The sequence below is a fragment of the Anabaena sp. UHCC 0187 genome (assembly GCF_009712035.1).
In the GTDB taxonomy this organism is placed as follows: Bacteria; Cyanobacteriota; Cyanobacteriia; order Cyanobacteriales; family Nostocaceae; genus Dolichospermum.
The window spans coordinates 22,749-34,487 of sequence record NZ_VILB01000029.1 but is presented as its reverse complement, the minus strand read 5'-3'; the positions used below and the strand labels follow the sequence as shown (position 1 = coordinate 34,487).

At 40.7% G+C, this 11,739-nt stretch carries 10 protein-coding genes; 3 read left to right on the top strand and 7 right to left on the bottom strand.

The window, feature by feature from the left end:
• Positions 1-8: 8 nt before the first annotated feature.
• Entirely contained in the window at positions 9-2,024 is a 2,016-nt protein-coding gene (gene speA / locus FJR11_RS21565) for a biosynthetic arginine decarboxylase (RefSeq protein WP_168507436.1), read from the bottom strand.
• A gap of 227 nt (positions 2,025-2,251) precedes the next feature.
• On the opposite strand from speA, the gene ndk reads away from it, so the two are divergent.
• Positions 2,252-2,701, top strand: coding sequence for a nucleoside-diphosphate kinase (ndk, locus tag FJR11_RS21560; RefSeq protein ID WP_168507445.1), 450 nt, complete (start codon positions 2,252-2,254; stop codon positions 2,699-2,701).
• A gap of 81 nt (positions 2,702-2,782) precedes the next feature.
• Here the strand turns inward: ndk and FJR11_RS21555 are convergent, their stop codons facing one another.
• On the bottom strand, positions 2,783-3,505 hold the full coding sequence (locus FJR11_RS21555; RefSeq protein WP_168507434.1) for a TerC family protein: 723 nt from the start codon (positions 3,503-3,505) through the stop codon (positions 2,783-2,785).
• A 758-nt stretch (positions 3,506-4,263) separates the two neighbouring features.
• On the opposite strand from FJR11_RS21555, the gene FJR11_RS21550 reads away from it, so the two are divergent.
• Positions 4,264-4,458, top strand: coding sequence for a DUF2811 domain-containing protein (locus tag FJR11_RS21550; protein WP_168507433.1), 195 nt, complete (start codon positions 4,264-4,266; stop codon positions 4,456-4,458).
• Between the two features lie 84 nt (positions 4,459-4,542).
• Here FJR11_RS21550 and FJR11_RS21545 read toward each other — a convergent pair whose 3' ends face one another.
• Positions 4,543-5,241 (bottom strand): response regulator transcription factor, encoded by a 699-nt coding sequence (locus tag FJR11_RS21545; RefSeq protein ID WP_168507443.1) that lies wholly within the window; start codon positions 5,239-5,241, stop codon positions 4,543-4,545.
• 720 nt (positions 5,242-5,961) lie between these two features.
• Between FJR11_RS21545 and FJR11_RS21540 the strand changes: the two genes are divergently transcribed.
• On the top strand, positions 5,962-6,609 hold the full coding sequence (locus tag FJR11_RS21540) for a CPP1-like family protein (RefSeq protein ID WP_168507431.1): 648 nt from the start codon (positions 5,962-5,964) through the stop codon (positions 6,607-6,609).
• A 44-nt stretch (positions 6,610-6,653) separates the two neighbouring features.
• Here FJR11_RS21540 and FJR11_RS21535 read toward each other — a convergent pair whose 3' ends face one another.
• The 4 genes from FJR11_RS21535 to FJR11_RS21520 all read right to left on the bottom strand — a co-directional run bounded on the left by FJR11_RS21535 (position 6,654) and on the right by FJR11_RS21520 (position 11,739).
• Complete coding sequence (locus FJR11_RS21535) at positions 6,654-7,334, bottom strand: HAD family hydrolase (protein WP_168507429.1); 681 nt, start codon at positions 7,332-7,334, stop codon at positions 6,654-6,656.
• Between the two features lie 106 nt (positions 7,335-7,440).
• Positions 7,441-9,990 (bottom strand): type IV pilus secretin family protein, encoded by a 2,550-nt coding sequence (locus FJR11_RS21530; protein ID WP_168507427.1) that lies wholly within the window; start codon positions 9,988-9,990, stop codon positions 7,441-7,443.
• Between the two features lie 175 nt (positions 9,991-10,165).
• Positions 10,166-10,933, bottom strand: coding sequence for a pilus assembly protein PilO (locus tag FJR11_RS21525; RefSeq protein ID WP_168507425.1), 768 nt, complete (start codon positions 10,931-10,933; stop codon positions 10,166-10,168).
• Complete coding sequence (locus tag FJR11_RS21520; protein ID WP_168507423.1) at positions 10,930-11,739, bottom strand: PilN domain-containing protein; 810 nt, start codon at positions 11,737-11,739, stop codon at positions 10,930-10,932. Before FJR11_RS21520 ends, FJR11_RS21525 begins: the two co-directional genes overlap by 4 nt.

The following is an 11,739-nucleotide window of genomic DNA, read 5'->3' as shown; positions in this document are numbered from 1 at the left end:
CACCAATCCTAACTATTCAAGTAAGTATACCGTTGTAAACTTTGCTCATAGGTTTGTAATAGTCGCTGAGATTCTGCCAGGGTGATGTGCTGTTCTTCTAAAGCTCGTTCACAACGTTGGCGAATATTTTCTACCATATCTTCAGCATCATACTGGACATAGCTCAGAACTTCACTCATGGTATCGCCCTTGACAACGTGTTCAATTTGGTATCCCTTGGGGGTTAAGTTGATATGAACGGCGTTAGTGTCACCAAAGAGATTATGTAAATTCCCCATAATTTCCTGGTACGCTCCATTGAGGAACATTCCTAGATAATAGGGTTTTCCTGGCTCAAATTCGTGCAGTTCTAACACTGATTTGACATCTCGCAAATCTATGAAGCGGTCTATTTTCCCATCACTATCGCAGGTTAAGTCCGCTAAAATTCCTCTCCGGGTTGGTTCTTCATCCAGACGATGTATGGGCATAATGGGAAATAGTTGATCTATAGCCCAACAATCCGGTGCTGATTGAAACACAGAAAGATTGATATAGTAAATGGAAGCCATGATTTTTTCTAGGTCTTCCAACTCATCAGGTACGTATTCTTCCTGACGAATGAGAGTTAAAACCTTTTGACAACAAGCCCAGTAAAGACGCTCGGCTTTAGCGCGTTCATTGAGGCGCAAAATTCCTAAGTTGAAACGACTGATAGCTTCTTCTTTGAATTGAGCAGCATCGTGATAAAACTCTTGGTAATTTTCTTTGTTGATGGATTGGTAAGTTTCCCAGAGATATTTAATAATTGGGGATTCTCCCTCTTGGTGGGGGGAAGGGGGATCAAGGGGGACATCGCTGGTGCTGAGAACATCAAAGATTAAAACCGATTGGTGGGAAGAAATTGCCCGGCCACTTTCACTCACTAATGTTGGTACGGGAATATGCTTTTCATCACAGGTGTCTTTTAACTCTGCCACGATGTCGTTAGCATAGTTTTGCATATTGTAGTTTTTCGATGTGTAGAAGTTAGTTTGAGAGCCGTCGTAATCTACACCCAATCCGCCACCCACGTCTAAATATTTCATATCGGCCCCTAGCATGGCCAACTCTACATAAATGCGGCTGGCTTCTTGGATGGCATCTTTAATGACATTGATGGCGGAGATTTGAGAACCAATGTGAAAGTGTAATAATTGCAAAGAACCGAGTAAGTCGGCTGCACCTAATTTTTCCACAGCTTCCATAATTTCAGGAATTGTCAAGCCAAACTTAGCGCGATCGCCTGTGGAAGTTCCCCAACGCCCCATTCCTTGGGTACTTAACTTTGCTCTTACTCCCAAAATGGGCTTAATGCCTAATTGACGACTGACCGCAATGGCTAAATCTACCTCTTCAATTTGCTCTAGGACGATGACTGGTGTTTGTCCTAGTCTCTGGGCTAACATCGCTGTTTCGATGTATTCCTGGTCTTTGTAGCCGTTGCAAATTAACAATGCGCCTGGTGTATCTAACAAAGCCAGAGCAATCATTAATTCTGGCTTAGAACCTGCTTCTAAACCAAATTGATGGGGTTTACCAAAACGAACTAAATCTTCGATCAGGTGGCGTTGTTGATTGCATTTAACAGGAAATACCCCCCGATACACACCGGGATAGTTATAGCGAGCGATCGCCTTCGCAAAACAAGCATTCAATCTCTCAATTCGGTCTTCCAAAATATCAGAAAACCTGATTAACATGGGCAACCCCAAATTACGCTGCTGTAAGGCATTGACCAACTCAAATAAGTCTAATGACCCACCACGTTCACCTTTGGGGGAGACAGTGACATGACCAGCCGCATTAATCGAAAAATAAGGTTGTCCCCAACCTTCAATCCGGTAAAGGTCTTCACTGTTCTCAATTTTCCAAGGAAGAGATTTATCTCCTGTAGTTGTACTAGGTGCTAAAAGTTTCTTCTTCTGTTTTTGGCTTTTTAATTCGGCTTTATGCCCATTAGATGGCATTTTTACAATCTCATCAGCGGTTGACTCGACACCCATTTCTTCCTGACCTCTGTGTTTAGCCCACGAAATAACAATTTAGCAAAATAGTCTAGTAACGGATATACAACTAGAAATAATTTCTGATTAAGAATTAGTAATTAGGTAAGCATTCGTTCCCTTATCTCTCCAATTTTTAGGGAAAATTCCCCAGACTACTAGACAAAAGACATCAATACAACTGACAATTAACCCATCAAAATTTGATTATGTTTTTGGAGACAGATTTGGAACGCACATTTTTAGCAATTAAGCCTGACGGTGTACAACGCGGCTTGGTGGGTGAAATTATTCGCCGATTTGAAACTAAGGGCTTTACCCTAGTGGGCTTAAAGTTTATGAAGGTTAGTAAAGAATTAGCGGAACAACATTATGATGTTCACCGTGAAAGACCTTTTTTCCCTGGTTTAGTCGAATTTATCATTTCTAGTCCCGTGGTAGCAATGGTTTGGGAAGGTGAGGGCGTTGTGGCCGCAGCCAGAAAGATTATTGGCGCAACCAATCCCTTAACATCAGAACCAGGCACAATTCGTGGTGATTTTGGCATCAATGTTGGTCGTAACTTAATTCACGGTTCTGATGCTCAAGAAACCGCCAAAACCGAAATTGCGCTGTGGTTTAAGGAAGAGGAATTAGTGGCTTGGCAATCTCATTCAACTCCTTGGCTGCGTGAATAAATGAACAGGAGTTCAGGAGTTCAGAAGGAAGAAGGAAGAACTAAAAATATAATTCTCCCCTGAATCCTGACTCCTGACTTCTTATTTCAAGACTTCAGCTTTTTTCCGTTCTTCTGGGACTAATTCCACAACGGTGCGCTTAGAGAAGCCCCAGGCTAGGATGATACCAATGGCAGTCACTACGAGCCATTCTGGTGGGACTAAATCATCGTTTATGACTTTTAATAACAGACGTAAACCTACAAACGCTACAGTGATGTAACCTGCGTCTTCTAAGTTTTCATATTCATCTAACCAGCGGATAAATAATCCAGCCATGAATCGGAGGGTGACAATCCCGATGGTTGTACCAGTGATTACCAACCATGTTTCTTGAGAAACGGCGATCGCTGTGGTGACACTATCCAAGGAAAAGGCTAAATCTGTAAAAGCAATCACGGGTATAGCTTGCCACAGAGATTTAAAACGTGGTCCGTGATGGTGATTGGCCTCATCTTCTTGGGAGCTAAAGTGTTGGAATACTAGCCATAAAAGATAACCAGCGCCCAATAGTTCAAATTGCCAAAATTTCTGTACCCAAGTAGCTGTTAACAACAGGGTAATTCTCAGGACATAAGCAAATACTAAACCAATGTTTAGGGCTTGACCTTCTAGTTTTTTGTCTTCTAGTCCTTGGGCGATCGCAGCGAGAGCGATGGCATTATCAGCCGACAGCACTGCCTCTAAAAACACTAATATTAAGAGGACTATAGAGGCTTCAACGCTGAAATGAAAGTTTAAGTAATTAAATATTTGGTCTAACATTCCAATTTCTCAGACAGGAGAATTAAAAATTAACAGGATTAGGGATTTTATTGTAGCAAAGACATTGACGCTTCCTGACCTATAGAGAAGGATTCTTGTTTCCAAGAACAATCTTAGGGATGGGGTATTACGGCAACTCAGATAAATTACTACTTTTGTATATTTTAACGTCTATTTAGCCCGTCCGAACTAGCAACTAAGTTTACCAGCCTCAGCTAGATAATCAAAAATTTGTATAATTTTGCATAACTTTAATGTATTAATTGACTTTACCATCTTACTTGCCTGATATGTCAGGTTTTCCTGACATTTTGGTAATTCTTATTATTAGCTACTGTTTTCCTCCTTGATTCCACAGGATTTCCACAGGTAATTTTGCACTTTTCCACAGATGTTCTACGATTTAATCAGCTATTCCTGACTTGTTGGGGATTGTGAATTTTTTACTACTAACAGGCTTGACAACCGAGTTTTCATGAAGTTATGTAACAAAAATCTAGTCCTAAGCCTGATTAATTCGTAAAGATTTATTTTTGACTGCTAATTGTTAACATTTCGCAGCATTGACAAATCCACCCCTTGTGAGCGCAAAATGATGAGTCTTGAGTTTTATTTTTGTTCAACATCTGAATCTATATCTGAATCTTGTATTCTGGTTTATTTTAATTTCCCTCCCTACTTCGCCCATAGGGCATGACTCATCCCTAAGTAAAACTGAACACAAGTAACTCCCCTTAATTGATCCACAGGAAAATTTTATGAACACAACAGTCCCTATCTTTACCGAAATTCCCGAAACATTACAGGAATCTATGAATAACTACTTAGAAAACCATCCTGATTGGGATCAAAACCGAGTATTAACAGCGGCTTTATCCCTATTTTTGCTGCAAAATGGCGAGAGCGATCGCCGAGCGGCTCGTGTCTACTTAGAAACTTTATTTCATCAATAATCAGTAAATTTTGCATCATCCCACGCCTTCAAGGCGTAAGGCGCGGGAGTGGTGACAGTTGAGAGATGGCAATCAAAACTATTTTTAGGCAGAAGTAGCGCATTCAAACTTATACCCTACACCACGGATAGTCTGAATTACTGTTGATTGAGTCGAATCAATTTCAATTTTCTTCCGAATTTGACCGATATGGACATCTACGACCCTCTGATCTCCGACGTATTCATAGTCCCAAACTTCTTGGATCAGTTCAGATCGTCGCCAAACCCGGCCGGGATGACTCGCTAAAAAATACAATAAGTCAAATTCTAGAGCCGTTAAGGGAATGGGTTCAGTATTAAGTATTACTTCCCGGCGCACAGGATCAATCATTAGCTTATCAAAGACTAGGCGTTGGTGTTCGGCATTAGTCACAATCCGCTGCCGTCTTAAAATTGCTGCTACTCTAACTTCTAATTCTCCCAAACCAAATGGCTTGGTCAGATAGTCGTCAGCACCTTTAGAAAAACCGCGAATTTTATCAGCTTCGTCTGTTCTGCTCGTCAGCAATAGCACAAATACGCCACTACGACTTTGCATTTCTTGACAAAGGTTAAAACCAATTACATCCGGTAAATTAACATCCAGAATCACCAAATCGGGGTTAAATTGCTCAAACACAACCAGAGCCGTTTTACCATCTTCGGCGGACTCTACTTGATAATTTTGTTTAAGCAAAAAGCGTTGGATTAAATTCCGAACCGCTGGATCGTCATCAACTACAAGAATCTTGGCAACGGCCATGACCATTATTTTATACAAAAGTGCATAGGATTAATCAACAGATTGCGTAAAAACGCAGTTTCTACGTTGGCAGTCATTCAAAATTTACAGGGGACAGCCATGACTATCCTGATTATTTTATTGAAAAGATAAATATGCTGGTAACAAGTGTTGTACTTGATTCAGTCTAGTTTCCTGTAAATGGTGAATTCAGCCAAGGTATTACTGTAAGATAGTATACTTTTTATACAGTAAATTAGCAATTAAAAATAATTTATAATTCTTTGCCCGCTCAAATCTGACGACACTAAGCTTTACGCTGACCGGAAAATTGGTACTGCGTTAAGGTAACTATTGTTAAAGTTTTAGATCAATTAAACAAACTCATGCTACTATGCTGTTAAGAGGATAAAATAAATCTTCTAATATCATTTACTCCCATAAAATTAGAACTAAAACTTAATCAGTAATGTTCTGAATTATTGGGTTGTAGTGGCTTTTCTAACTTTGTGTATAATTATTGAATATACGTGGCAAGTGGGGAATTGAAACCTGTAGACAAAAACCCGCCGTCGGGCTGATGAAAAGCAGGAAGCAAACAGCAAAATAATCCTATCTATTGGGGTTAAAACGTCTGGATACAGTTCACCTTGTGCGTTTGTTGTGGTCAATATAAAATCTAAAGTTGTTTTTCTGCAAAATCAAGATTGCCGCTGACTGAGGCTGAAGTAATAAACTCCCATGAGTGATCAAAATCCCTACGAAAAACTTGGGGTATCAGAAGATGCAAGCTTTGATGAAATTCAAGATGCTAGAAATCGCCTGTTAGAGCAACATGGTGGTGAAGGCAACAACCTAGAAGTCATTGAAGCGGCTTATGATGCAATTCTAATGGAGCGTCTCCGGATGCGCCAAGAAGGTAAAATCAAAGTCCCTGAACGCATCCGGTTTCCAGAGATGCGAGTTCCATCTTCTCCCCAAGCAAGTCCAATCCTTGGTCGGCAGTCTCCTGCATGGCTACAACGGAGTTTGGAATGGCTAACACCACGCTTGCTCTATCAGCCCACATTAACTGATGTGCTGTTACCAGGAGCTTGGTATCTGGGTTTAAGTGCGATTAGCTTGTTTTACCCCAATGGTGGAGAACAGGTTTTGCAACTGTCCTTAGTAGTTGGGGTGGGTATTGGTACTTACTTCCTCAATCGCAAGGAAGGTAAATTTGGTCGAGCAGTTTTATTCACATTGGCCAGTTTAATTATTGGTTTGATTGCTGGTGGTTTGATTGCTGGCTTGATATTACCATTACCGTTAATAAATTTGACAGCGAATCAGTTTTCTACGCTGTTGACTTTTATATTGATGTGGTTAGTAAGTAGCTTTTTGCGTTAAGTGATGGGTAATTGGTTCATGGCCGATTACCCATTATTATGGATTTACTGGTTAAGAATAAAATCTACGGCGGTTTTTAAATCGGTCACAATCATATCAGGTTGATAAGATGCTAGTTGTGCGCGATCGCGGATACCAGACTCAACGGCAATAATTTTAATATTATGTGTTTTGGCAGCAGTAATATCGGCTTCTGTATCTCCTACCATCCAAGTATCAGTAACAGGGGGGAGTTCTGCTAAAGCTCTAGCCATTAACAAAGGTTTATCTTCGATATCGCGGGTTTTTACATAGTCGTTACTTAGACAATAACGGCGATTTTCTGGGAAAAATTGGCTTAAATTGTGTTGATTAAAGGCATAATCTAGTTCTCGCACCCTCCGCATTGTCATTACGGCTAAATCAACACCGGCTGCTTCAACTTTGCTGAGTGCGTCTAATGCAGTTGAGATCAGGGCATCATACTGAAAATAAGGTTGGGTGTGAACTGTTTGTTTGCGAATTTGGGAAAATTGTTGCCCTTGCTGTGCATCTAAACCCGATTTTAAGGCAATTTGGATTTCGGGAGTGTGAGAGCGCTTGAGTTGCCAAAATTCGGTTTTAGAAAGTTCTGTAATTGTTTGCTCAGGATATCGAGTTTTCTCTAAACACAACTGATAAACACGGTAGTAGCGTTCAGAAACATCCATGATTGGACCGTCAAAGTCAGTAATTAATCTCAGCATGAGCAGATAATAATAATTTTCTTTACTGTTGATTTTAGAAGCAATCAGCTAAATACCCGACTTTTCTCAGAAATCGGGTATGTGGAAAACAATCACCAAGAACTAACTAACGAGGCTGCACCTTCAACCCCCGACGTTCTAAGATTTGCCGTACTTGGGGACTAGGTGTGTAATTATAACCATAAGCAGAACGCTCAGAGTCATCCATAACTTGAGGTGTAAGTAATACAATTACCTCTTTGCGATCATTCTCTCTATTTGTTTTTCTAAACAAAGAACCAATGAGGGGAATATCACCCAAAATGGGAATTTTAGTGACAGCAGTTCGATCTTGGTCTTGAATAATACCTGATAGAACAAGTGTCTGTCCATCTCTCAACCGAATTAAACCAGATTGTAGAGAGCGTTCAGATATTAAAACTATGCTTTGGCTTGAATTGTTTAAAAGATTGACTGTTTGTGTCCCTACAGGTGCTTTAACAGAGGGAGAAACAGATAAGGAAACAAAGCCATTATCGTCAATTCGCTCAATTTTTACACCTAGTGTGAGACCGACTTTTTCTTTACCAACTGTGAAACTTTGGGTAGTTATTCCATCAGCGGAAGTTATTAGATTTTCAACCTTGCCCACAACTTCTTCAGTTAGGTTAACAGAAGCCTGTTGACCTTCTTGGACAATTAATGTTGGGTCAGTTAAAATCTTGGCATTTCTATTTTGGATCTGAGCTTGCAAACTAGCAAGAAAGCGTTTGGGAAATTGGTATATAGATGGTAGAGCCGACGCAACCGTATTCAAAGTACCAGGACTGACGGTGACAGTTCCTGTAGCATCTATAGTCACAGTAGTATTAGTTGCAGCATTATTAATACCAGTGAAACCTGGTTGTAAGATGTTGCTTGAAGAAGCTGCCGTTGTTGTACGAACATCGGTATTTATCGCAGGTAAAGTAATACTCTGCCCAGCCGGAACTGTAAACGCCCCTCGACCGGCAGGGTCAGTATATGTATATGGACTTGAAGAGCTGTTAGTTATTGTTGTTGGCGAGCCACCTTGTGTTATTGTCGTAAAATTATTGGGGTCAACAAATGTGTTTGGAGTTGCGCCGACAAATGGATTAGCAATTGCTGGTGTTGCAGTTATACTATTTGCCACTTCTGTACCAGTAGGAGGTCTAGAACCACCAAAATTAAACGCAGCAGCACCACCGTCATTTGAGAAGTAGTTATTGCCAACACCAAAGGAAAAACTGGTGTTAGAATCTTGAATGCCAGAAAGGTTGACATCAATAATTTTGACATTAACCACCACTTGACGACGACGGATGTCAAGCTGTGTTAATTGAGATACTGCCATTTCCACCAGCTTAGGATTACCAATCAATGTAATAGCATTGGTGCGCTCGTCTCCTAATGCTTGCAAACCCCTCAGTAAAGGTGTTGAGTCTTTATAGTCAATCCGTTGAGTTTCTACTTTTGTTTCCGTGGTAGTTTGAGTTTGGGTAACGGGAGCAGCAGCAGCACCAACGGCTACAGCATTAACGCTAGTAACTTGTCGTTCCCGGCTGACAGCACTTTCTGCACCCATACCAACCAAGAAGTTTAACGCAACTCCCACTGTTACCTGATTTAGTCGCAAACTCCGCATGACATTATCACGGGTGGAGTTAGGGAGTTTAGCCCCAACAAAAATCGTGCGTCCCGTGCGGTTCGCTTCTAAACCACTCAAGCGCAAGACGTAGTTAAAGACATCTTGTACAGGTTCGTTTTCTATATCTAGGGAAATTGTTTGAGATGTCTTAGTTCCATCAGTACCGGCTGCTGACGCTCCCTCACCACCGCTATAAACTACGTTTAAATTAGCAGCCCGCGCTAACAATGATAAAACCTCTCTCACAGGTGCATCACGCAACACTAACCGGGGAACTCGTTCTTGAGTCCCTAAATCAATGACTGTGGGTGATGTATCAATATTCGATTGGGTAATATCTCCTACTGGTGGAGCAACTGCTCTCGGTAAAAAAGGAGGAGCTTGGTTATAGGGTTGATTTGGCCCTGCGGATTGGGCAATTTTACCGTCAATGGTGACTTGAGGGTTAGGGACGAGAACATCTGGGCGCTTACCTGGTTCATCTGGTTTATATTCAGATGTGGTAGCTGGTGCAACTGGTACTCTGTCTGTAGGGGTAGTTGTAGCCTCTGCGGCTAATACCTTTTCTGTTGGCTTAGTGGGATTTGATGCTGTTGAATTTGTGGTGCTTGTAAAGCCCAGGGTAAGATTATTATCCTTTCGCATTACGGGTTGACTGCTGGGGGCATCATCAATACCTATGACTGTCACCCGAATGCTATTAGCATCTAATTGTTTAACCTCAATAGCCGCAATTCCCGGTGCAGGATTTTCTTGACGGAAGTTATCACCCTTGGGTAGACGCAATTGAGCATTAATGACATCTGCAACTAAGGATTTGTCCTTTTTAGTGGTAAATACCTGGGGACGATCTCCCGCCGCTGTTTTTAAAATTACACTAACTCCCCCTTCTATGGGAGTGAGTTTAACATCAGTAACTTGTGTGATCTGTGCTAATACTGGTTGGGTTGCTAAGAGAACACAAGCTGCCATACTTGATACAAAAACACTATTATGAAACTGTTTCACAGTTCATTCCTCACATAAAATAAAAGTCTAAATTGTAACCTATGTCTATTTTTAACCGCAAATTGCAAATTCGCGGTTTTTGATTGTCTATATAGTCATCCTGTTGTGTTTTTGTATAACCTCCTTATCCGTAAATCTATTACCCATTACCTATTACCCATTACCTGAAATTTGATTATTTTTTCGGTGCGTTAGCTGCTGCTGTTTTCGCTGCTAAATCTGTTGCTTCTTCAGAAGTTAGTGGCATTAAAGCCTCTAATTGAAAAGATGTGGTCAGTTTACCGATACCAATTGGCACAGGATTATCTTTATCGTCTGACATTTCTGGTGCGGCCAATTTGGAGTCATAGTTTTTGACTAACAATAAAGGCTGTAATCGTTCAATGTTCCGCATAATTGATTGGGTTTGTTCAAAATTACCCTCAATTTCCACATTGACGAGACTGCGTTTGAGTTTATTGTTAACTTCTGCCCCAAAACTGCCATCATCTACCACCACAGGTTTTTCCGAAGCCGGGACAAATTTTTTCATCTTGGCTCTAATGGCATTACCAAAAGCTTGACTATTGCTAGAATCTATTAACCGACTGGTATCTAACAATAGGGTATCCAAACTTTTTTCATCAGCAAATAGAGCTAAAACTTGTTTTTGTTGTTCTTTAGATTGGGCTAAATCTGCTTCTACTTTACCGATTTGTTGGGCTTGGCTTTTCTTTTGACTAACATCTGTCTGGAGTTGATCACGTTTAGTTTGCTGTTGTTGATAGGTATCCCAAGCGGGCATTGCCATATTAAACAGCATATAACCTGCACCTGCTACACCTAAAAAGCCGACTAAACCACCAATAATAGTTGGTGTTAAGGTAATACCAAAGACAACAGGAGCAGAATCCTGAATCTCCGTACCTTGGCTGGGAAAATTTAAATCATCACTAAGTGTCATTGGGCAATGACTCCCACTTTTTTGATATTACGAAGTCTATCCACTAGTCCAACTGTGCCTTTTTTCTCTAACTCTTGAATTAAATCAGATGCTGGCACACTACTCAAGCCTGTTTTAATCGTGTATTTAACTACCTGGAAAGGTTTAATTTTGCCCTTGGATTGATCTTCCTTCGGCTGAATAAAACCTGTAATGGGTTGGGCATCCACTAATTCCGCTGTCACAATTTTAGTTTCTAGAGGATTCAAGAATTTAGATTGTCCCAGACTTAGGGCAAAATCGTTCACTAAACCATAGGAAATAGCGAAACCAGAAATTTCCAATAATCCAGCGGGATTACTAGGGATTTCAGCTACAGCACTAGCTACAGCACCTTTAGCAGGAAGGGGTGCAGCAATTTGTTTAATAGTTTCGATTTGCACTTTATTAGGAATGCGATCGCGCAAATCCTGTAACATTGCTGACCAGGGACGGATCTGATCAAATACTGTGACTAAAGCCTTAGTTTGGCTATTAATGCCATCTGTTTCTGCTTTAATTTTCTTAATGTTGGCTATTTTTCCATCTAAACTTTTACCTTCCTCCTCTAGCTTTGCTGTTTCCTGAGTTAGTTCAGCGGTTCTTGCTTCCAAGAATGATAAACCAGCAAATACCAAAGCTGGGAATACTAAACCGACTCCCAGTCCTATATAAACTGGAATTAAATTCCCTAGTTGAATAGGTTGTCTTTTACCCTTAACTTTGCTTTCAGTTTGATTTTGATATTCTGGACGATCTTTAAGAAAGTTAATATCTAGACTGTACAT

Bases quoted from the DNA above. Each gene is read 5' to 3' on its own strand.
- speA (WP_168507436.1), bottom strand. From the start codon at position 2,024: ATGGGTGTCGAGTCAACCGCTGATGAGATTGTAAAAATGCCATCTAAT.
- FJR11_RS21555 (WP_168507434.1), bottom strand. From the start codon at position 3,505: ATGTTAGACCAAATATTTAATTACTTAAACTTTCATTTCAGCGTTGAA.
- FJR11_RS21550 (WP_168507433.1), top strand. From the start codon at position 4,264: ATGAACACAACAGTCCCTATCTTTACCGAAATTCCCGAAACATTACAG.
- FJR11_RS21545 (WP_168507443.1), bottom strand. From the start codon at position 5,241: ATGGCCGTTGCCAAGATTCTTGTAGTTGATGACGATCCAGCGGTTCGG.
- FJR11_RS21540 (WP_168507431.1), top strand. From the start codon at position 5,962: ATGAGTGATCAAAATCCCTACGAAAAACTTGGGGTATCAGAAGATGCA.
- FJR11_RS21535 (WP_168507429.1), bottom strand. From the start codon at position 7,334: ATGCTGAGATTAATTACTGACTTTGACGGTCCAATCATGGATGTTTCT.
- FJR11_RS21525 (WP_168507425.1), bottom strand. From the start codon at position 10,933: ATGACACTTAGTGATGATTTAAATTTTCCCAGCCAAGGTACGGAGATT.
- FJR11_RS21520 (WP_168507423.1), bottom strand. From the start codon at position 11,739: ATGTACAGTCTAGATATTAACTTTCTTAAAGATCGTCCAGAATATCAA.